Here is a 20,004-nt window from a genome sequence, read left to right as displayed (position 1 = left end):
TCGTAGGCCCGGTAAGCGAAGCGCCACCGGGCAATGACATTACACGCCGATATTACGTAGTTTCTCCCCTCTCATCAGCTTGCGTTCAATATGCTCCAGGGTCACGCCTTTGGTTTCCGGGATCAGCCAGAAGGTCACGCCGATAAACGCCACGTTCAGCACCGTATAGAGCCAGAAGGTGCCTGCCGCGCCAATCGCATCCAGCAGCGTCAGGAAGGTCGCGCCAATGATCATGTTCGACACCCAGTTGGTGGTGGTGGAACAGGTGATACCAAAGTCACGGCATTTCAGCGGCTGAATTTCAGAGCACAGGATCCACACCACCGGCGCGGCGCTCATCGCGTAACCGGCGATGCACATCATGGTCATGCCGACGGAGAGCCAGGAGAGGCCGCTGGACGCCGTGCCGTTATCGAACTGCATCAGGCAGTAGCCGAGTATTAAGGTGCCGAGCGCCATCACGCTAAAGCCAATTTTCAGGGCGGGTTTACGTCCGGCCTTATCAACGGTGAACACCGCGATAAAGGTGGCGAACATAAAGGTCAGCCCTACCACCAGCGTGGCGATCATCTGCTGTTCGGTGGTGGTAAAACCGGCCATTTTAAAGATGCGTGGGGCGTAATACATGATGATGTTCATCCCCGTGAACTGCTGCATCGCCTGTAACAGCATGCCGAGGAACACCGCGCGGCGCACGTTGCGGTTTGCCTTAAACAGCGACCAGCCGCCCTGCTTCAGCTTCAGGCTCTCGCGGATTTCGTTCAGCTCTTCACGCGCTTTTTCAGACGTGTCGCGCAGCATGCGCAGCACCTCTTCCGCCTCCACGTGACGCCCTTTTTGCGCCAGCCAGCGCGGGCTGTTCGGCAGGAAAATGACTAACACAATCAGCAGCACCGCAGGCAGCGCCAACACGCCAAGCATTGCCCGCCAGTTGCCGCTGTAGCTGAAGTATGTATCCGACAGGAACGCCAGCACGATACCGAGCGTCACCATCAGCTGGTACATGCTGATCATCTTCCCGCGCACGTTTTCACTCGCCATTTCGGAGAGGTAAAGCGGCGCGGTGTAGGACGCGATACCCACCGCCACGCCCAGCAGCACGCGGGAGAGCAGCAGCACTTCAACGTTGGTTGCAAACGCTGAACCAAGAGAGCCGGCAACAAACAGGATCGCCCCGACCATCAGGCTGTATTTGCGCCCGAGACGGAACGACAGCCAGCCGTTAAAGAGCGCGCCGATGGCCGCGCCGAGCATCATGCTGCTCACCACCCACTCTTGCAGGCGGTTGCTTAACGTAAAGTGGTCGGTAATAAAGGGCAGTGCGCCAGCGATAACGCCGATATCCAGACCAAACAGTAAACCGGCTACGGCGGCCGCAACAGAAACAAACTGGTTCATGCGTCGGGTATCGCGCAGCGCAGCGGGCATAAGGGTAGAGTCATTTACAGATGTCATAGTTTCCTGCCTCAACAGCGAAATTCGTTAAGTGAAATTACGAGATACCGGAAGAAAGTGTCAGGCCGGAACTGGTGAAGATATGGATTATTTCGCTACGACATACCGATCTGTGATGGACATTACAATTTCAAATCAGGGTGGTTTAACCTTATTTTTTATTAATTAGTTAATATTTAAGCAATAAATGTGTGACACCCGTCATTCATTCCTTTTCAGTATGGATTTTTCATCTTTAAGGATATGGATAAAGCCAATTTTGGCGCAAAAAAAACCTCCACCCGAGGGCAGAGGTTCTTTATTCGGGGTGAATTATCGTGCCAGCCAGCCGCCGTCAACGGCAACGGTGTAGCCGTTAATATAATCCGAAGCCGGGGACGCCAGGAACACAACCGGGCCCATCAGATCGCTCGGCAGACCCCAGCGACCCGCTGGAATACGCTCCAGGATTGCCGCGCTGCGCTCTTCATCCGCACGCAGCTGCTGGGTATTGTTGGTGGCCATGTAGCCCGGCGCAATCGCGTTGACGTTGATGTTGTGCTGCGCCCACTCGTTCGCCAGCAGACGGGTCACGCCCATCACGGCACTCTTCGATGCGGTGTAAGACGGCACGCGGATGCCGCCCTGGAAAGAGAGCATGGAGGCAATATTGATGATCTTGCCCCCTTTCCCCTGGGCGATGAAGTGCTTCGCAGCCGCCTGGGACATAAAGAACACGCTCTTGATGTTCAGATTCATCACGTCGTCCCAGTCCGTTTCGCTGAAGTTAATCGCGTCTTCACGACGGATCAGGCCGGCGTTGTTGACCAGAATATCGATATGCCCAAACTCCGCCACCGCGCGATCCAGCAGCTCAGGGATCGCATCGATTTTGCGCAGGTCCGCGGTCAGGCTCAGGAAACGGCGGCCCAGTGCGGTGACGCGCTCGATGGTTTCCGTTGGCTCAACGATGTTAATCCCGACGATATCGCAGCCCGCTTCCGCCAGACCTAACGCCATACCCTGCCCCAGCCCGGTGTCACAACCGGAAACCACAGCCACTTTACCTTGCAGAGAAAATGCATCCAGAATCATGTTTATTCCTTAATCGTTCAGCGCCTGTCAGCAACAGGCAGATATATACTTAACTGCCTGCGACTAGCGCAGATCCTTAACAGCGACGTGGTCCATGTCATCGAAGACCTGGTTTTCACCGACCATACCCCAGATAAAGGTATAGGCTTTCGTTCCCACGCCAGAGTGGATAGACCAGCTCGGCGAAATGACCGCCTGCTCGTTGTGCATAACGATATGGCGCGTCTCCTGCGGCTGTCCCATCATGTGGAACACGCAGGCGTCTTCATCCATGTTGAAATAGAAGTAGACCTCCATGCGGCGCTCGTGGGTATGGCACGGCATGGTGTTCCACAGGTTGCCCGGCGCAAGCTCGGTCAGCCCCATGCTGAGCTGACAGGTTTCCAGCACATCCGGAACAAAGTATTTGTTGATGGTGCGACGGTTGCTTGTGAGGTTATCGCCAAGGGTCACCGGGGCAACATCCGCTGGCGTGACTTTTTTGGTGGGGTAAGTCGTATGAGCCGGGGCGCAGTTGTAGTAAAACTTCGCCGGTTTGCTGCCATCAATGCTGGCGAACACCACTTCTTTCGCCCCTTTGCCGACGTACAGCGCGTCGCGGTGACCAATTTCGTAGCACTGGCCATCAACGGTAATGGTGCCCGGCCCGCCGATGTTAATCACGCCCAGTTCACGGCGTTCGAGGAAGTAGCTCACGCCCAGCTGTTTGCCCACTTCACCGCCCACGGAGACGGTTTTCGCCACCGGCATAATCCCGCCCACAATAATGCGGTCAATATGGCTGTAGACCATGGTGTACTTGTCGGCTTCGAACACTTGCTCAACTAAAAACTCACTGCGCAGCCCCTGAGTATCCAGCGTTTTAGCGTGCGCACTGTGGATGCTTTGTCTGACGTCCACGTAAACCTCCAGAATTGATCGTGCCCGAAGGCAAAGATAATTAACGAAACAACGTTCCGTTTTCGTGATGAACACATATTATCCCCTGACCACGGGGTTTTCAATTGCATTTAAAACAACGTTTCATTTTTTCTGCTTGTTTATGCCAGAAATGGTGTTTCGATCACGATAAATTTTTAAGACCCTCAATCTGGTTAATCAAACTGAGAAAGTGCGCTGTCAGTCACACATAATGAAACAACGTTTTGATAATTTATCACCTAGTTTTCAACCTACATTACGCGTTCAAAGGAGTGCATTATGGCTAAAGGTATGCGGGTCAAGCTGAACTATGAGGTCAGCCGCGATCCGGATACAGGCGTGGAAGTCACCCGCCTGACCCCACCGGAAGTAACCTGTCATCGCAACTACTTTTACCAGAAGTGCTTCTTTAACGATGGCAGCCACCTGCTGTTCGCCGGGGAGTTCGACGGTCACTGGAACTATTACCTGTTGGATCTGAAAAACGCCGAAGCGGTACAGTTGACCGAAGGCGCGGGCGATAACACCTTTGGCGGGTTCCTCTCTCCGGACGATAAATCCCTCTACTATGTGAAGAACGATCGCACCCTGCTGGAGGTGGATTTACAGACGCTGGCAGAGCGCGAAGTGTACCGCGTCCCGGAAGAGTGGGTCGGCTACGGCACCTGGGTCGCGAACAGCGACTGCACCAAACTGGTGGGTATTGAGATTGCCAGACGTGACTGGACGCCACTCAACGACTGGAAAATTTTCCACGACTTCTTCCACAAAGGGCCGCACTGCCGCCTGCTGCGCGTTGATCTGAAAACGGGTGAAAGCACCACCATTCATGACGAGAAGATCTGGCTGGGACATCCAATATATCGCCCGTTCGATGACAATACCGTGGCCTTCTGTCATGAAGGGCCGCACGACCTGGTCGACGCCCGCATGTGGCTGGTGAACGAAGATGGCAGCAATGTGCGGAAAGTGAAAACGCACGCGGAAGGTGAAAGCTGTACACATGAATTTTGGGTGCCGGACGGGTCCGCGCTGATCTACGTTTCTTACCTGAAAGGTCAGCAAGGGCGCACCATCTCCCGCTTCAACCCGGACACCGGCGTGAATGAAGCGGTAATGAATATGCCCGCCTGTTCGCACCTGATGAGCAACGTCGACGGCACCCTGTTGGTTGGCGACGGCTCCGGTACGCCTGTCGATGTGAAAGACACCGGCGGCTACACCATTGATAACGATCCTTATCTGTATGCCTTTGACGTGGCGAAAAAAGCCTGTTACCGCATCGCCCGTCATGACACCTCATGGGCTACGGTGGCGAACAGCCGCCAGGTAACCCACCCGCATCCGTCCTTCACGCCGGACGAAAAAGCGGTGCTGTACAGTTCCGATAAAGACGGCAAACCGGCCCTCTATATCGCGAAACTCCCTGAGCAACCTGAAATGTTGCATGCCTGACTTGAGTTAGTGTTTCTGTAACTGGCCTTGCCCTCCGATTCGGAGGGCTTTTTTTTGAGTGATTGCGCGACATACGAAACGACGGAGTGGAAGGAAGGTGTAGGCCGGGTAAGCGAAGCGCCACCCGGCAGTTTTAGCGAAGAAGATAAATTATCAGAAGGAGTACGCCACGCCTAAACGGAAACGGGTCTGGCGTTCGTCCGTGTCTTTAACCCCCACGTTGCCCACCTCCACATACGGCGCCCAATTTTTATCCCATTTGTAGGCCAGCTTGGCGTTATATTCGTTGGAATAATCTTTATTGTTATTTCGGGCCACGCCTTCAGAACTTTTCGCGTAAACATAGTTCAGCTCGGTACGCCAGTCACCTAATACCCAACCGACCCACGCATCGCCACGGTTAACTTTATCATCGTCCTTATTTGAGCTTGACGGGTAGCGGGTATATTCGTAACGGTAACGCACAGCCACGTAGAAGCCATTATCGAAGCTATATTGCACATGCAGATTCGGTTTATAAATGGTGCGACTGTCTGTGCTTTCAATCGTAAACGCAGGGGTCAGGGCGATATTGTCTGTCGCTTTCCAGCGCCAGCTAATCTGATCTTCGTGACCGTTCCCCACTACATCCGCGAATGGCTGATCTGCCTTGTCCCCGCCTGATTTCCACTTCGCCTCGACTGAAAAACCGAAGCCATTATCAAAGCGGTGCGAGACGGCAACACGGTCGGCATTCGAGCCGCTGTCAATATATTCGTGACGCAGATCGACGGTAACGGCGCTAGCCGCAAAAGAGGCACTAATAAGGGAAGCAAGGAGCAGAGATTTCTTAAACATGAAAAAACCCTCAATTAAAATAACGTTTCGTTTTATGAAACTTGAGTTTATTTTTTATGCACCGTTATTTTAGTGACAAGGATCGAAATTATTTGTTTCATTTTTTTTGGCAAAGATCGACGTGAACCCCATCAACAAAAAAAGGGTATCAACCGTAAATTTCAGGCGTGAGATCACATTAAGCACTTCACAAAGCAAATAATTAACCGCGCAATAATTATTGCGGGCTTCAGAAAGAACGCATAAGTGTTAAAAAAGGATTCTGCGGACACAAAAAAACCTCCCGTGGGAGGTTTCTGTGCGCAGAGGGAGAAATTACCGTTCGATAGCCAGGGCCACCCCCTGCCCCCCGCCAATACATAGCGTTGCGATCCCTTTTCGGGCGTTACGCTTTTTCATTTCGTGGACCAGCGACACCAGAATGCGGCAGCCGGAGGCGCCAATGGGATGGCCCAGCGCGATGGCTCCGCCGTTGACGTTGACCCGCAGCGGATCCCATTCCAGCATTTTCCCGACCGAAATCGCCTGTGCAGCAAAAGCTTCGTTGACCTCAATCAGATCCACATCGTTCAGCTCCCAGCCCGCCCGCTCCAGGCAGCGGCGCGTGGCATAGACCGGGGCGATCCCCATTAACGCGGGATCAACGCCCACGCTGGCAAACGCTTTGATCCGCGCCAGCACCGGCAGCGCCAGCTCCTGGGCTTTGCTTTCACTCATCATCATCACCGCCGCCGCACCGTCGTTAATGGATGAGGCGTTGCCTGCCGTTACGGAACCGAGCGTTTCAAAGGCCGGATCGAGTTTTGCCAGCCCTTCTGCGCTGGCATCGGTGCGCGGCTGCTCGTCGGTATCGACGATGAGCGCTTCGCCGTTCTGGCGCTGGGTACTGACCGGGACAATTTCATCGCGAAAACGCCCGGAGTCGATCGCTGCACGCGCTTTTTGCTGTGAGCTGAGGGCATATGCATCCTGAAGCTCGCGGCTGATACCGTATTCCCGCGCCAGGTTTTCCGCCGTTACGCCCATATGGTAGTCGTTGAAGGCGTCCCACAGCCCGTCGTGAACCAGGCTGTCAAGCAGCTGACTGTTCCCGAGCTGCGCGCCGGTCCGGCTGTCGGTCAGGACATGCGGGGCGCGGCTCATATTCTCCTGCCCGCCGGCAATGACCACATCCGCTTCACCACACTGGATGGCCTGCGTTGCAAGATGGAGCGCTTTCAAACCTGAACCACAGACGTCGTTAATGGTAATTGCCGAAACGGTATTAGGCAGGCCGCCCTTCAGCGCCGCCTGGCGCGCAGGGTTTTGTCCCGCGCCAGCGGTCAGCACCTGGCCCAGGATCACCTCATCAATTTCATGTGCGGCAATCCCGCAGCGTTCCACCAGCGCTCTTACCACCACGCTGCCAAGATCAACCGCAGAGTGACGCGCAAGCGCTCCCTGAAAACAGCCGATAGCCGTACGTAACGCACCCACTATAACGACATCTTTCATCACGACCTCTGTGCAAAATGACATGACGATAGTAGAGGATTGTTATCAACAATTGACGCAAATGTTTAAAATTAGTGAGTTTAGTCACAGGATTATCGTGCGTCCTGCAAGTACTGGCGCAGCCAGCTTCCGGCGACGCCGGGCGGGGTTCGTTTGTTCCATACCAGATCGATGGCAATCGACCTCGGCCAGCCCGGCACGTTCAGCTGCACCAGCGATTTCGACGCGGCAAATTCGTCGACCAGCGCGCAGGGTAACGCGCACCAGCCAAAGCCCTGTACCGCCATGCTCAGCAGTAACAGATAATTCGGCGCAGACCAGACCGGCCCGCGCGAAAGGGGCGCTTCCCGTTCAAGATAGGTGCTCAACCGCAGCTCGCGCCAGCCATGCAGCTCGTCCGCCTGCGTCTCATGTTGCCCTGCCAGAGGATGTCCGGCAGAAACGTAGATGGCCATCCGCGTCTGCATAGGCAGACGGGTCGCGCCAATATCGGTCGGGTAGCTGTCGCGCGCTTCCGTCAGGCCAATTTGCGCCCGCTCCTTTTGCAGCAGATCGATCACGTCCTCCTCTTCTCCAATCAGGCACTCAAATTCCGTGTGCGGAAAACGCTGGTCGAACTGGCTCATCATCTCTTCCAGCACGGCCGGGTTAAGCGTATCGGAGAGAACAAAGGTAAAACGCGCCTCCGTTTGCGCGGTTAACGATACGGCCAGCTCATCCAGGCGCGCGCTGGCGGCGAGTATCGACTGGACATAGCCCAGCATCTGTTCACCCTGGGCGGTTAATACCGGGTGACGCGCCGAGCGATCGAACAGCTCAAAGCCAAGGTCAGCTTCAAGGTTGGCGATGGAGGTGCTGATGGTGGACTGGCTTTTACGCAGCCGCCGTGCCGCAGCAGAAAACGAACCTGCGGCGACAGTTTCAACAAACGCGGTCAGTGCTTCGGGAGAGTAACGCATGATGTATCTACTTTATCGATGGATACCATCTTTTATATATCACCTTAAACGATAAGAATAGGCCGCATCAACGCCCATACTGGCGTCAATATGAGGTAAATATGCAACATCAGGATGCACTCCAACGTAAATTGCCGGAGCGGATCTTCCATGCCGTCTGTTTTGAAGGCATTGCCACGGCGATCCTCGCCCCGACGGCCGCGTGGCTAATGCAGCGCTCGGTGGTTGAAATGGGGGGTCTTACCATTATTCTGGCGACCACGGCAATGCTCTGGAACATTATCTATAACTTTGGCTTCGACCGTTTCTGGCCCGTCCAGCGGGTGAAGCGCACGGCGAAAGTGCGCGCCCTGCATGCCCTGGGTTTTGAATGCGGCTTTATTGTGATTGGCGTAACCATCGTTGCCGCCGTGCTGGGCGTGACGCTGCTCCAGGCTTTTACCCTGGAAATTGGTTTCTTCCTGTTCTTCCTGCCGTACACCATGCTCTACAACTGGGCGTACGACACCCTGCGGGATAAAATCATCAAGCGCCGCCAGCAACGACGCGCCCTGGCAAGCGAATAACCTTCCGGCCGGAGACCTGCTCCGGCCCGCCCCCTGCGAAGCAACGGCGACCTCAACGCATAATTATGGTAAATTGCACTCCTTTTTGTTCGTTTTATAGTTGATACGTTGCTCTAATGTCGAAAATTTGGTCAAAAGAAGAGACTCTCTGGAGTTTCGCCCTCTACGGCACTGCCGTGGGCGCAGGAACCCTGTTCTTGCCCATTCAGCTCGGCTCTGCTGGCGCGATTGTCCTGCTGATCACCGCCCTTGTGGCGTATCCCTTAACCTACTGGCCGCATAAAGCGCTGGCGCAATTTATTCTGTCGTCGAAGACGAAAGGCAACGAAGGGATCACCGGTGCCGTTTCGCATTACTACGGCAAAAAGATCGGCAACCTGATCACCACACTCTATTTTGTGGCCTTCTTTGTGGTAGTTCTGATTTACGCGGTGGCGATAACCAACTCACTCACTGAACAGCTGGCGAAACGGATGACGGTGGATACCGGCATGCGGATGCTGGTGAGCTTTGGCGTAGTGCTGATTTTGAATCTGATCTTCCTGATGGGGCGGCACATCACCATTAAGGTGATGGGTTTCCTTGTCTTTCCGCTGATCGCCTATTTCCTGTTTGTCTCGCTGTATCTGACGGGCAGCTGGCAGCCGTCGCTGCTGACCAGCCAGATGGCCTTCGACCAGCATACGCTGCACCAGGTGTGGATTTCGATCCCGGTGATGGTTTTCGCTTTTAGCCATACTCCGATCATCTCGACCTTCGCCGTAGACCGTCGCGAGAAATACGGTGAAGAGGCGATGGGTAAATGCAAAAAAATCATGAAAGTGGCGTACCTGATCATCTGCCTCAGCGTGCTGTTCTTTGTGTTCAGTTGCCTGCTTTCGATTCCACCGTCGTATATCGTGGCGGCAAAAGAGGAAGGGGTGACGATCCTGTCCGCGCTGTCAATGATGCCATCGTCCCCAGCATGGCTGGGCATTTCCGGCATTATCGTGGCGATTATTGCGATGTCGAAATCGTTCCTCGGCACCTATTTTGGCGTGATTGAAGGGGCAACGGAAATTGTGAAATCGTCGCTGAATCAGGTGGGTGTGAAGAAAAGTCGCGCCTTTAACCGCGCGGTTTCGATTCTCGGCGTGTCGCTGATTACCTTTGCGGTCTGCTGCATCAACCCGAATGCCATCTCAATGATTTACGCCATCAGCGGTCCGCTTATCGCCATGATCCTGTTCATCATGCCGACGCTGTCGACGTACCTGATCCCGTCGTTAAAACCGTACCGCTCCATCGGTAACCTGCTGACGCTGATTGTGGGTGTGCTGTGTGTGTCGGTGATGTTTGTGGGTTGAGTGTGTCGTTTTTCCGTTCACCTTACGATTGGTTGTTAATCTTACCCCTGAACCTGTGAACGGGATAAGGGGGCCACCGCGGCCCCCTTATCAATCCCCGCGGCCCCGCGGAAAATCGGTGCTTCGCACTGCGCTCACCTCCCGACCGTCTGCCTGCGGTCGGCTCAACTCGACATCCTGTCTCGATTCGCCTCTGGTCGCCATCCATGGCGCCCAGCCCTTGTCATCCGGTCTCCGGCTCGCCGATTTTAGCGGGGACTCAACACCCGTGCCCCATTCAGGCAATGAAGAAGCTGGAGCAGGGATGAGTCCGGCTGAAAATCGCCGAATCGTTTCCTGGAGGCCGGGGCGACGCGCATGGATGCGCGTCGAGGGCGGCTTTACACGGACGTTACCTCCGCCCGTCCCCGATAAGCCGTAAGGAATAAGATGAGGGCACCGCGAAGCGGCGATTTTCCTGCCGGGAGCCGGGATTGTTAAGGGGGCGGCGATAGCCCCCTTAACACGTTCACCGCAGCGGGCGTTTCAGATAGCAAAGATGCTGTAGTGAACGGAACAATTCTACGGTCCTGGCAAAGAAGGCTTTATCAGAAAGTCACGCCCGAATATCGTCATACTCCCGCGTATTATCAAACTCATGCTTCGCAAATGGACACAGCGGGATAATTTTACGATTCTCACCGCGCATCTTCTCTACCACCTTCGCCACCAGCTGTTTACCCACACCCTGCCCTTTCAGGCTCGGATCCACATCGGTGTGCTCAATGATGCTCAGATGCTCGCCGGTCGGGACAAAGACGATCTCCGCTACCTGATTGCCTTCGGCGTCGTTGACGTAAAACTTGTTATGGCCTTCAAGAATTTCCATGGTTCCTCACTTATTTTTGGCGGTACTTCAGCGCGCCGCTCGGGCAGGTATCAATTACGCGCATAGCCGTTTCTGCATCTACTTCATCCGGCGCGATCCACGGTTTACGCTTCAGATCGAACAGCTTCGCGCTGCCGCGCACGCAGTTGCCCGAGTGTTTGCAGATCCCGGTGTTGAAGTAGACATCGATTTTCTCACCGGTATAGGCCCGGTACCCCGCATCCAGTAGCTCCTGATCCATGACATTGCCTCTGTAATTATTGTGGTGACAAAAGAAGCATACCCTCACCCGATCCACCTGACCACGTCAAAAACGAGGTTTAGCCACACTCTTTTCAGCGCATGACTTCGTCACGTTCATAGGATTATTCCGAATACAAGAACACCCGTTGCGAAGATATATTTTTGCGCTGTGTCAATTCTTGTAATAATTCCCGCCACGTTCACATTAGGATTATTAGCTAAGCGCAATCTTAACCTCCGGTTTTATTTTCATCTAACTGATGGATTTCCCATTCGTTTTTAAAACTCGTAACGAAGCGGTATTTCTTCATTCCCTGCAAAATTACCGTAAAACAACCCAAACAAGAAATTTGACTCTTCTCACATAACGACTAATGTTAATTTCTGAACGACAACTGATACGAATTACTTATCGTATCTCCTGACATAAACGCAACATGAGGGTTGATATATGGCAGAGCAACATCGTGGTGGTTCCGGTAATTTCGCTGAAGACCGTGAAAAGGCATCAGAAGCTGGACGTAAAGGCGGCCAGCACAGCGGCGGTAATTTCAAAAACGATCCGCAACGCGCATCTGAAGCGGGTAAGAAAGGGGGACAGAGCAGTCACGGCGGAGGCCGTAAATCTGATAACTCCTGATCTTATTTAAAGCTCTTATAAATATACCGAGAGCATACTGCGGGCCCGTCGGCTCGCAGTACCTTCCCTTTATTTCACTGGAGCGAAAATATGAATATGAAAACTGTTGAAGATGTATTTATTCACCTGTTATCCGACACCTACAGCGCTGAGAAGCAGCTGACCCGCGCGCTAAGCAAATTAGCTCGCGCCGCATCCAGCGAGAAGCTGAGTGCCGCGTTCACGGCTCACCTCGAAGAGACGCAGGGACAGATCGAACGTATCGATCAGATTATTGAGCAGGAATCCGGCCTCAAACTGAAGCGCATGAAATGCGTTGCGATGGAAGGCTTAATTGAAGAAGCCAACGAAGTTATTGAGAGCACTGAGAAAAATGAAGTACGTGACGCTGCATTAATTGCTGCCGCACAGAAAGTTGAACACTACGAAATTGCCAGCTACGGCACCCTGGCCACCCTGGCTGAACAATTAGGCTATAAAAAAGCCGTTAAACTTCTTGCCGAAACGCTGGAAGAAGAAAAAGAAACCGATCTTAAATTAACCGATCTGGCTGTCGGTAATATTAATCAAAAAGCCCAGAAAGGATAATTAATATCTGATGAGCATCAGCACCAAAAATTAACCAGAAAATAAATCACAGGAGTTAATTATGAATCATGTAGAACACTACCATGATTGGCTACGCGATGCCCATGCGATGGAAAAGCAAGCCGAATCCATGCTGGAATCAATGGCCAGCCGTATTGATAATTATCCCGACTTACGTGCACGAATTGAACAACACGTTAATGAAACTAAACACCAAATTACCGTGCTGGAAGAAATTCTCGACCGCAATGATATTTCCCGTTCGGTCATAAAAGATTCCATGAGCAAAATGGCGGCGCTCGGCCAGTCCATTGGCGGCATGTTCCCTTCCGACGAAATTGTTAAAGGCTCCATCAGCGGCTACGTTTTTGAGCAGTTTGAAATTGCCTGCTACACCTCTCTGCTGGCTGCGGCCAAACAAGCAGGCGATACCGCCTCCATTCCAGCCCTTGAATCCATTCTGGAAGAAGAGCGCCAGATGGCAGACTGGCTGCTCCAGCATATTCCACAGACGACGGAACAGTTCCTGCTGCGCTCCGACGCGGACGGCGTTGAAGCGAAAAAATAACGAAATAAGGAGAATGTATGTTTCGACACGTAAAACAGCTGCAATACACGGTACGCGTAGCCGAACCGAATCCGGGCCTGGCCAATCTTCTGCTTGAGCAGTTTGGCGGGCCACAGGGCGAACTTGCCGCGGCATGTCGTTACTTTACGCAAGGATTAAGCGACGACGATCCCGGTCGTAAAGATATGTTGATGGATATCGCGACCGAGGAGTTAAGTCACCTGGAAATTATCGGCACCCTGGTGGGTATGCTCAATAAGGGTGCGAAAGGCGAACTGGCGGAAGGCGTTGAAAATGAAGCGGAACTGTACCGCTCCATGACCGAGAACGGCAACGACAGTCATATCACCTCCCTGCTCTACGGCGGCGGTACTCCGCTTACTAACTCCGCAGGCGTACCGTGGACGGCGGCGTACGTGGATACCATTGGCGAACCGACCGCGGATCTGCGCTCTAACATAGCGGCCGAGGCGCGCGCCAAAATTATCTACGAACGGCTTATTAACGTAACGGACGATCCGGGTGTTAAAGATGCGCTGGCGTTTTTAATGACGCGTGAGGCAGCACACCAGCTCTCGTTTGAGAAGGCGCTCCAGTCGATCCGTAACAATTTCCCACCAGGTAAATTGCCGCCAATCGAAGAGTACACCAACAAGTACTACAATATGTCTGAGGGGGGAGAAGTTCGCGGCAGCTGGAACAGCGATAAGCACTTCGACTACGTGGAATCTCCTCAGCCAGCGGTCGATGGCGGTGGCGGCGGCGCAAGCGTAACGCTCACTACAGAGCAGGAAACGCTGGTCAAAGCGATGTGCGCACGCACGAAATCCGACCCCAATGCCGATCCGCTTACCGGTGCCGAGCTTGGCGCAGGTAAGAAAAAACCGTAACCGGTTTTGCCAGGCAGCCTGAGGCTGTCTGGCAATGCCTTGTGCGTTATCAGTTCCAGAGGTACGGAGCATGTTCGAGCTTGATGCGTTTCATCTGGCCAGGATACAGTTCGCCTTTACCGTCTCTTTTCATATTCTCTTCCCGGCGATCACCATCGGGCTTGCGAGCTATCTGGTGGTTCTCGAAGGCATGTGGCTTCGCACCAAAAATGATGTCTGGCGCTCGCTATACCATTTCTGGCTGAAAATTTTCGCCGTCAACTTTGGTATGGGCGTGGTTTCCGGGCTGGTCATGGCTTACCAGTTTGGGACTAACTGGAGCGGCTTTTCCCAGTTCGCAGGCAGCATAACCGGCCCTCTGCTCACCTATGAAGTACTAACCGCCTTCTTCCTGGAAGCTGGTTTCTTAGGCGTAATGCTGTTCGGCTGGAATAAGGTCGGCCCCGGCCTGCACTTCTTTGCCACCTGCATGGTGGCGCTGGGCACGCTGATGTCCACCTTCTGGATCCTCGCCTCCAACAGCTGGATGCACACCCCGCAGGGCTTCAGTATTCAGAACGGTCAGGTCATTCCCGAAGACTGGCTGGCCATTATCTTTAACCCCTCATTCCCTTACCGCCTGATCCATATGTCCATCGCCGCCTTCCTGTGCAGCGCCTTGTTTGTGGGCGCATCCGGGGCATGGCATCTGCTGCGCGGTAACGATACGCCCGCTATTCGCACAATGTTCTCCATGGCCATGTGGATGGCGCTGCTGGTCGCGCCCATTCAGGCCGTGGTTGGGGATATGCACGGCCTGAATACGCTTGAGCACCAGCCTGCCAAAATCGCCGCGATTGAAGGCCACTGGGAAAACCCGCCCGGCGAGGCCACCCCGCTGCTGTTGTTTGGCGTACCGGATATGGAAGAGGAGCGCACCAAATACGGGCTTGAAATTCCCGCGCTCGGCAGCCTGATCCTGACGCACAGCCTGGATAAACAGGTCCCGGCGCTGAAGGATTTCCCGAAAGAGGACCGCCCTAACTCGCTCATCGTCTTCTGGTCCTTCCGCATTATGGTCGGCATGGGGCTGCTGATGATTACCCTTGGCGTGCTGAGCGTCTGGCTGCGCTATCGCCGTCGACTCTATCACTCGCGGCCATTCCACTGGTTTGCCCTCTGTATGGGGCCTGCCGGACTGCTCGCGCTGCTCGCCGGGTGGGTCACCACCGAAGTGGGCCGCCAGCCGTGGGTCGTTTACGGCTATCTGCGCACGATAGATGCGGTGTCTCTGCACAGCACGTTGCAGATGAGCATCAGCCTGCTGGCCTTTATCGTGGTCTACTGTTCGGTGTTTGGCGTGGGTTATGTGTATCTCGCCCGGTTGATTAAGAAAGGTCCGCAGCCTGTGGGCACGCTAACGTCTAATACGTCGGGCACCCCTGCCCGTCCGCTGTCCGCCGCCGAGTCCGTTCCGGAAGAGGAGAAGATCTGATGGGCGTCGATATCCCGGTCATCTGGTTTGCCATTATTGTCTTCGCCACGCTGATGTACATCATCATGGACGGTTTCGATCTCGGTATCGGCATGCTGTTCAGCTTTGTGGGCGATGCCAAAGAGCGCGACGTGATGGTGAACAGCGTCGCCCCTGTCTGGGACGGAAATGAAACCTGGCTGGTTCTCGGCGGTGCAGGGTTGTTCGGCGCGTTTCCGCTGGCCTACGCAGTGATTATCGATGCCCTGACCATCCCGCTGACGGCCATGCTGATCGGGCTTATTTTCCGCGGGGTGGCGTTTGAGTTTCGCTTCAAGGCTACCCCTTCACACCGCAAATTCTGGGACTACTCCTTTGCCGGCGGTTCCCTGCTGGCAACCTTCAGCCAGGGGATCGTGGTTGGCGCGATGATCAACGGCTTTGACGTGGAAGGGCGTCGCTTTGTGGGCTCCTCGCTGGACTGGTTCACCCCGTTTAATCTGTTCTGCGGGCTGGGCTTAATTGTCGCCTATACCCTGCTGGCTACCACGTGGCTGATCATGAAAAGTGAAGGCGCGCTGCAAAACCGGATGCGCGAGCTGACCCGCCATGTGCTGCTGGCGCTGATCGCCGTTATTGCGGTGGTAAGTATCTGGACCCCGCTCGGCTGGCAGTTTGTCGCCGAGCGCTGGTTTACTCTGCCTAACTTCTTCTGGTTCCTGCCGGTTCCGGTTCTGGTCGCGGTATTCAGCCTGTGGATCTGGCGGCTGACGCGCAATCCCGACAGCCATGCCCGTCCGTTCCTGTTAACGCTGGGCCTGATCTTCCTCGGCTTTAGCGGCCTGGGCATCAGCCTGTGGCCACACATTATTCCGCCGCACATCACCCTGTGGGAAGCCGCCGCGCCGCCTGCCAGCCAGCTGTTTATGCTGATTGGTACGCTGTTAATCATCCCGGTGATCCTGGTTTATACCGCCTGGAGCTATTACGTCTTCCGGGGCAAAGTGTCTGATACCGAAGGTTATCATTAAGGATTGCTATGGCAGGCTGGCATACACGCGCCATTATTTACCAGATTGATACCGCCCTGTTTTACGATCTTAACGGCGATGGCTGTGGCGACATCGCCGGAATCACCGCGAAGCTGCGCTACATCCGTCGGATGGGCGCGACGGTTATCTGGATCACCCCGTTTTACCTCACGCCTTTTCTCGATGAAGGCTATGACGTGAGCGACCATTTGCAGGTCGATCCCCGCTTCGGCAAGCTCAACGATATCATCGCCTTTATTGAACAGGCGCGGGAGCTGGGGATGCAGGTCATTATTGAGCTGCTGATCCAGCATACCTCGGATGCGCATCCCTGGTTTCAACAGGCCCGCCGCAACCCCCAGTCACCCTACCGTGACTATTACCTGTGGTCCGACACGGACGACGACGATACGCCACCGATGTTCCCCGGCGTGGAGAAGAGCATCTGGACATGGGACGACGAGGCGGGGCAATACTACCGGCATATGTTTTATCACCACGAGCCGGATCTCAATCTGGCCTCCCCTGCGGTGCTAAAGGAGATTGAGAACATCATCATCTTCTGGCTAAAGCTCGGGGTGTCGGGCTTTCGCCTGGATGCGGCATCGCACCTGACAAAACAGGCCGGACGTGGGGATGAAAAACGCGGCCTGTGGATCCTGGAGCATCTGCGCCGTCTTATCGGGCAGCGTAACCCGGACGCGATCCTGCTCGGCGAAGTCGACGTGGAGGTCGAGGCCTACAAAGATTATTTTGGTCAGAACGACCGGCTCAACCTGGTGCTGAATTTCTGGCTCAATAAGTACTTTTACGTCAGCCTGGCAGAGAAGAGCGCACGACCGCTGCGCAACGCGGTGAAGAAGATGATTGTGCCGCCGGACTCCTGCTGCTTCGCCAACTGGCTGCGCAATCATGATGAGCTGGATCTGGAAGGGATAGGAAAAAAAGCGAAGCAGACCGTCATCGATACCTTTGCCCCTGACGAAGAGATGAGTGTGTATCAGCGAGGTATCCGCCGCCGTCTGGCGCCGATGCTTAATGGCGATCGAAAGCGGCTGGCCTTTTGCCATGCGGTCTTGTTTTCGCTACCGGGCGTACCGGTCATGCGCTACGGGGATGAGATTGGCATGGGGGATGATTTGGATCTGGAGGAGCGTTACGCCGTACGCACCCCGATGCAGTGGGCCGGATCGCAAGGCGGCGGTTTCTCAGACGCCGACCCGGAAACCTTTATCGCCCCGATGATTGACCGCGGCCCGTACCGCTATCAAAAAATCAACGTGGCGGATTCGCTGTTGCACCGCAACTCACTCCTGCACTGCATTATCGATATCGCCAATACGCGCTCGGAGTTCCCTGAGATCGGCGTCGCACCGTTTCGTCTTATTAATATCGACAGCGATGCGGTGCTGGGGATCTATTACGAAACCGACACGCGCAGCATTCTGACCTTCGTTAACTTCAGCGATAAGCCCGTTAATTTTACCGCCAGAGGGATCCGGCATGCGACCTGGACCGCCTGCCTGGCGGACAAACGCTACGACGACGCGCTGGTGTGCGGTAAAACCGTCGCGCTTAACCTCAGCGGCTATGGCTACCGCTGGTTCTGGACCGATCGTACCGCACTGCGCTGATTATCGTCTCCGCGAGAGCAGCAGACGGGCCACGATCGCGCCCGTGACGGCAAGGGAGCCGAGCAGCACTTTCCCCGGCATGCCGGAGGTGACGCTGGTGGCGCGCTCTTTTGCTTCGTCGGTGAAGTGACCGTGGATTTTATGCAGGTCGTTAACCGGCTGATCCAGATAGTCCTGACGGTCATCCGCATTTAACGTATCGGTCATCTGCCCTTCCCAGGCCTTTTTAACCATCAGCCGATCCAGAAAGCCGGGGAAAAGAAATTGCCCGACAATCGACTGGACGGTGCTGCTGCCCACCCACAGTTCCCGCACCGGTTTCTGCGCCACCTTAAAAATAGCGCTGGCCGCCACTTCCGGCTGAAACACGGGAGGAACCGGGCGCATCGCCCAGGCAAATTTATTCCTCGCCCACTCAAACTGCGGCGTATTGAGGCCCGGCATCTGTACCATTGCGATCTGCACCCGACTGTTTTCATGCATCAGTTCGGTGCGCACAGCATCGGTAAATCCGCGGATTGCGGCTTTCGCCCCGCAGTAGGCTGACTGCAAGGGAATGGAACGGTAGGCCAGCGCGGAGCCAACCTGAATAATCGTTCCGCGATCGCGTGGGGTCATTAACTCCAGCGCGGCGCGGGTGCCGTTAACATAGCCCAGATAGGTCACCTCGGTGACGCGGCGAAACTCCTCCGGGGACATGGTGCGAAACGGCGCCAGCATCCCGCCCATAGCGTTATTCACCCAGACATCGATGGCCCCAAGCCGGTATTCAATCTCGTTAGCAGCATCGGTCACCGCCTTGCTGTCCGCCACGTCGGCCTGAACGGCACGGGCGTTGATCCCAAAACGGCGCAACTCCTCTTCTGTGGAGCGCAGGCTCTGCTCGTCGCGGGCAATGATGCCCACATCGTAGCCCGCTTTGGCAAAGTGCAGCGCCGTGGCTTTCCCCACGCCCGCCGTACCGCCGGTAATAACGATCACAGCCATAGCCTTTCCCCTTGTTTCAGACGTTATCCCAGCCGGAGAGTATTTCGATCAGTTCAGACAGGGAATAACGCACCGCTTTATCCACCACATCCTGACATTCACCGGAAAACAGCACGGTGCGGGTTTCCGTCTGTCCGCGAATATTCCAGCCGAAGCAGACCGTACCGGCTGCGGTGCCATCGTCGCCGCCTTCCGGTCCCGCATAGCCGCTGATGGCAAGGCCGATATCCGCCTCGGCAATTTCGCGAATTTTAGCGGCCATCTCGGTCACCGTTTGTTCACTGACGGCGGTGAAGCGCTCAATGGTTTCGTGCCGCACGCCGAGGATCCTCTCCTTCGCCGCATCGCTGAACACCACCATGCCAACGTCATAAAATTCCGCCGTGTTCTCTTCGGCACAAAGCGCAACCGCGAGATTGCCGCCGGTACAGGACTCTGCGGTGGTTAACCGCAAACCTCTGTCCGTAAGCTGAGTGGCGAGCTTTTTCGTCAGCTCGCTGATGGTGCTGTTGCTGTCGTGAATAAGGTTGCTCATCGCGTTGCCCCTTAATTTTCGTCAGGAATAATAGAAATATGACCATTACGCTCAAGAATAGCGTATTTAATCTCCTTCAATTCTGTAATACCGTGATTCTGGCGGGCTGATACCAATATATCATCACAGGATACATCGACCTTTTTCAGTTTATCGGCAAGGGGAACACCGTTCTCCACCAATATCACCGGCGTGCCATCAAGAATATTCTCGACAGTGGAAAAATATTTTTTCAGCAGGCCAAAAATAATATCCACAACCACCAGCGTCGTTATTGTAATCATCGCGCCGGTGACGGAGAAATCTTCGCCAAGCAGCGCCTGTTGTGTCGCCTCACTGATAATTAAGAGCAAAATAAGGTCAAAACTGGTCATTTGTAGCAGAGCGCGTCGCCCGGCAACTTTAAACACAATGACCAGAAACAGGTAAATTGCCAGGGCACGAAAAACCATGTCCATAT

General features: G+C 54.7%; 21 protein-coding genes. 10 read left to right on the top strand and 11 right to left on the bottom strand.

Annotation, left to right across the window (positions count from 1 at the left end; genetic code table 11):
* Positions 1-39 precede the first annotated feature (39 nt).
* The 3 genes from araE to kduI form a co-directional block, all read right to left on the bottom strand.
* The gene (gene araE / locus O1722_RS04600; protein WP_023304357.1) at positions 40-1,455 is read right to left on the bottom strand and encodes an arabinose-proton symporter AraE; all 1,416 of its coding nucleotides are present in this window, start codon (positions 1,453-1,455) and stop codon (positions 40-42) included.
* Between the two features lie 312 nt (positions 1,456-1,767).
* Positions 1,768-2,529 (bottom strand): 2-dehydro-3-deoxy-D-gluconate 5-dehydrogenase KduD, encoded by a 762-nt coding sequence (gene kduD, locus O1722_RS04595; RefSeq protein ID WP_003862835.1) that lies wholly within the window; start codon positions 2,527-2,529, stop codon positions 1,768-1,770.
* Between the two features lie 63 nt (positions 2,530-2,592).
* Positions 2,593-3,429 (bottom strand): 5-dehydro-4-deoxy-D-glucuronate isomerase, encoded by an 837-nt coding sequence (gene kduI, locus O1722_RS04590; protein WP_017382863.1) that lies wholly within the window; start codon positions 3,427-3,429, stop codon positions 2,593-2,595.
* A 300-nt stretch (positions 3,430-3,729) separates the two neighbouring features.
* Between kduI and O1722_RS04585 the strand changes: the two genes are divergently transcribed.
* The gene (locus tag O1722_RS04585) at positions 3,730-4,905 is read left to right on the top strand and encodes an oligogalacturonate lyase family protein (protein ID WP_033487612.1); all 1,176 of its coding nucleotides are present in this window, start codon (positions 3,730-3,732) and stop codon (positions 4,903-4,905) included.
* Positions 4,906-5,058: 153 nt separating this feature from the next.
* Here the strand turns inward: O1722_RS04585 and O1722_RS04580 are convergent, their stop codons facing one another.
* The 3 genes from O1722_RS04580 to O1722_RS04570 form a co-directional block, all read right to left on the bottom strand.
* Entirely contained in the window at positions 5,059-5,742 is a 684-nt protein-coding gene (locus O1722_RS04580) for an oligogalacturonate-specific porin KdgM family protein (RefSeq protein WP_033487613.1), read from the bottom strand.
* A 315-nt stretch (positions 5,743-6,057) separates the two neighbouring features.
* Positions 6,058-7,236 (bottom strand): acetyl-CoA C-acetyltransferase, encoded by a 1,179-nt coding sequence (locus O1722_RS04575; RefSeq protein WP_032669281.1) that lies wholly within the window; start codon positions 7,234-7,236, stop codon positions 6,058-6,060.
* A gap of 92 nt (positions 7,237-7,328) precedes the next feature.
* The gene (locus O1722_RS04570; protein WP_033487614.1) at positions 7,329-8,195 is read right to left on the bottom strand and encodes a LysR family transcriptional regulator; all 867 of its coding nucleotides are present in this window, start codon (positions 8,193-8,195) and stop codon (positions 7,329-7,331) included.
* Positions 8,196-8,296: 101 nt separating this feature from the next.
* On the opposite strand from O1722_RS04570, the gene O1722_RS04565 reads away from it, so the two are divergent.
* Together O1722_RS04565 and O1722_RS04560 are read left to right on the top strand one after the other, a co-directional pair.
* Positions 8,297-8,761 (top strand): multidrug/biocide efflux PACE transporter, encoded by a 465-nt coding sequence (locus O1722_RS04565; protein WP_032669280.1) that lies wholly within the window; start codon positions 8,297-8,299, stop codon positions 8,759-8,761.
* A gap of 116 nt (positions 8,762-8,877) precedes the next feature.
* Complete coding sequence (locus O1722_RS04560) at positions 8,878-10,107, top strand: amino acid permease (protein ID WP_003862847.1); 1,230 nt, start codon at positions 8,878-8,880, stop codon at positions 10,105-10,107.
* Between the two features lie 595 nt (positions 10,108-10,702).
* Here O1722_RS04560 and O1722_RS04555 read toward each other — a convergent pair.
* Together O1722_RS04555 and yjdI are read right to left on the bottom strand one after the other, a co-directional pair.
* Positions 10,703-10,975 carry a GNAT family N-acetyltransferase gene (locus O1722_RS04555; protein ID WP_003862848.1) on the bottom strand — a complete coding sequence of 91 codons (273 nt, stop codon included), beginning with the start codon at positions 10,973-10,975 and terminating at the stop codon, positions 10,703-10,705.
* A 10-nt stretch (positions 10,976-10,985) separates the two neighbouring features.
* Entirely contained in the window at positions 10,986-11,216 is a 231-nt protein-coding gene (gene yjdI / locus O1722_RS04550; RefSeq protein ID WP_033487615.1) for a 4Fe-4S mono-cluster protein YjdI, read from the bottom strand.
* Between the two features lie 453 nt (positions 11,217-11,669).
* On the opposite strand from yjdI, the gene O1722_RS04545 reads away from it, so the two are divergent.
* From O1722_RS04545 to O1722_RS04515, 7 genes are all read left to right on the top strand, one after another.
* Entirely contained in the window at positions 11,670-11,858 is a 189-nt protein-coding gene (locus O1722_RS04545) for a con-10 family general stress protein (protein ID WP_015571775.1), read from the top strand.
* A gap of 90 nt (positions 11,859-11,948) precedes the next feature.
* Positions 11,949-12,446 carry a YciE/YciF ferroxidase family protein gene (locus tag O1722_RS04540; RefSeq protein WP_003862851.1) on the top strand — a complete coding sequence of 166 codons (498 nt, stop codon included), beginning with the start codon at positions 11,949-11,951 and terminating at the stop codon, positions 12,444-12,446.
* A 61-nt stretch (positions 12,447-12,507) separates the two neighbouring features.
* Positions 12,508-13,014: a ferritin-like domain-containing protein gene (locus O1722_RS04535; protein ID WP_017382870.1), complete on the top strand. Its 507-nt coding sequence runs from the start codon at positions 12,508-12,510 to the stop codon at positions 13,012-13,014.
* Positions 13,015-13,031: 17 nt separating this feature from the next.
* Positions 13,032-13,904: a manganese catalase family protein gene (locus O1722_RS04530; protein ID WP_033487616.1), complete on the top strand. Its 873-nt coding sequence runs from the start codon at positions 13,032-13,034 to the stop codon at positions 13,902-13,904.
* Positions 13,905-13,974: 70 nt separating this feature from the next.
* Positions 13,975-15,378 carry a cytochrome ubiquinol oxidase subunit I gene (locus tag O1722_RS04525; RefSeq protein ID WP_017382872.1) on the top strand — a complete coding sequence of 468 codons (1,404 nt, stop codon included), beginning with the start codon at positions 13,975-13,977 and terminating at the stop codon, positions 15,376-15,378.
* Entirely contained in the window at positions 15,378-16,388 is a 1,011-nt protein-coding gene (gene cydB, locus O1722_RS04520; RefSeq protein ID WP_015571779.1) for a cytochrome d ubiquinol oxidase subunit II, read from the top strand. Before O1722_RS04525 ends, cydB begins: the two co-directional genes overlap by 1 nt.
* A gap of 8 nt (positions 16,389-16,396) precedes the next feature.
* On the top strand, positions 16,397-18,022 hold the full coding sequence (locus O1722_RS04515; protein WP_033487617.1) for an alpha-amylase family protein: 1,626 nt from the start codon (positions 16,397-16,399) through the stop codon (positions 18,020-18,022).
* On the opposite strand, the gene O1722_RS04510 is transcribed toward O1722_RS04515, so the two are convergent.
* Genes O1722_RS04510 through O1722_RS04500 form a run of 3 tightly spaced genes read right to left on the bottom strand, consistent with a single transcriptional unit; the run spans position 18,023 to position 20,002 of the window.
* Positions 18,023-19,009, bottom strand: a complete 987-nt coding sequence (locus tag O1722_RS04510) for an SDR family oxidoreductase (RefSeq protein WP_033487618.1) — start codon at positions 19,007-19,009, stop codon at positions 18,023-18,025.
* 16 nt (positions 19,010-19,025) lie between these two features.
* Positions 19,026-19,544: a 2-oxo-tetronate isomerase gene (locus O1722_RS04505; protein ID WP_003862863.1), complete on the bottom strand. Its 519-nt coding sequence runs from the start codon at positions 19,542-19,544 to the stop codon at positions 19,026-19,028.
* An 11-nt stretch (positions 19,545-19,555) separates the two neighbouring features.
* Positions 19,556-20,002 (bottom strand): DUF421 domain-containing protein, encoded by a 447-nt coding sequence (locus tag O1722_RS04500; RefSeq protein ID WP_006811854.1) that lies wholly within the window; start codon positions 20,000-20,002, stop codon positions 19,556-19,558.
* Between the last annotated feature and the right edge of the window lie 2 nt (positions 20,003-20,004).

It is taken from the genome of Enterobacter cloacae complex sp. HYC003_NIDB (assembly GCF_056673375.1).
The sequence above is the reverse complement of the archived record's forward strand: the minus strand, read 5'-3'. Positions and strand labels throughout refer to the sequence as shown.

Excerpts from the sequence above, each read along its gene's own strand:
- araE (WP_023304357.1), bottom strand. The coding sequence starts at position 1,455 with ATGACATCTGTAAATGACTCTACCCTTATGCCCGCTGCGCTGCGCGAT.
- kduD (WP_003862835.1), bottom strand. The coding sequence starts at position 2,529 with ATGATTCTGGATGCATTTTCTCTGCAAGGTAAAGTGGCTGTGGTTTCC.
- O1722_RS04585 (WP_033487612.1), top strand. The coding sequence starts at position 3,730 with ATGGCTAAAGGTATGCGGGTCAAGCTGAACTATGAGGTCAGCCGCGAT.
- O1722_RS04580 (WP_033487613.1), bottom strand. The coding sequence starts at position 5,742 with ATGTTTAAGAAATCTCTGCTCCTTGCTTCCCTTATTAGTGCCTCTTTT.
- O1722_RS04575 (WP_032669281.1), bottom strand. The coding sequence starts at position 7,236 with ATGAAAGATGTCGTTATAGTGGGTGCGTTACGTACGGCTATCGGCTGT.
- O1722_RS04570 (WP_033487614.1), bottom strand. The coding sequence starts at position 8,195 with ATGCGTTACTCTCCCGAAGCACTGACCGCGTTTGTTGAAACTGTCGCC.
- O1722_RS04565 (WP_032669280.1), top strand. The coding sequence starts at position 8,297 with ATGCAACATCAGGATGCACTCCAACGTAAATTGCCGGAGCGGATCTTC.
- O1722_RS04560 (WP_003862847.1), top strand. The coding sequence starts at position 8,878 with ATGTCGAAAATTTGGTCAAAAGAAGAGACTCTCTGGAGTTTCGCCCTC.
- O1722_RS04555 (WP_003862848.1), bottom strand. The coding sequence starts at position 10,975 with ATGGAAATTCTTGAAGGCCATAACAAGTTTTACGTCAACGACGCCGAA.
- yjdI (WP_033487615.1), bottom strand. The coding sequence starts at position 11,216 with ATGGATCAGGAGCTACTGGATGCGGGGTACCGGGCCTATACCGGTGAG.
- O1722_RS04545 (WP_015571775.1), top strand. The coding sequence starts at position 11,670 with ATGGCAGAGCAACATCGTGGTGGTTCCGGTAATTTCGCTGAAGACCGT.
- O1722_RS04540 (WP_003862851.1), top strand. The coding sequence starts at position 11,949 with ATGAATATGAAAACTGTTGAAGATGTATTTATTCACCTGTTATCCGAC.
- O1722_RS04535 (WP_017382870.1), top strand. The coding sequence starts at position 12,508 with ATGAATCATGTAGAACACTACCATGATTGGCTACGCGATGCCCATGCG.
- O1722_RS04530 (WP_033487616.1), top strand. The coding sequence starts at position 13,032 with ATGTTTCGACACGTAAAACAGCTGCAATACACGGTACGCGTAGCCGAA.
- O1722_RS04525 (WP_017382872.1), top strand. The coding sequence starts at position 13,975 with ATGTTCGAGCTTGATGCGTTTCATCTGGCCAGGATACAGTTCGCCTTT.
- cydB (WP_015571779.1), top strand. The coding sequence starts at position 15,378 with ATGGGCGTCGATATCCCGGTCATCTGGTTTGCCATTATTGTCTTCGCC.
- O1722_RS04515 (WP_033487617.1), top strand. The coding sequence starts at position 16,397 with ATGGCAGGCTGGCATACACGCGCCATTATTTACCAGATTGATACCGCC.
- O1722_RS04510 (WP_033487618.1), bottom strand. The coding sequence starts at position 19,009 with ATGGCTGTGATCGTTATTACCGGCGGTACGGCGGGCGTGGGGAAAGCC.
- O1722_RS04505 (WP_003862863.1), bottom strand. The coding sequence starts at position 19,544 with ATGAGCAACCTTATTCACGACAGCAACAGCACCATCAGCGAGCTGACG.
- O1722_RS04500 (WP_006811854.1), bottom strand. The coding sequence starts at position 20,002 with ATGGACATGGTTTTTCGTGCCCTGGCAATTTACCTGTTTCTGGTCATT.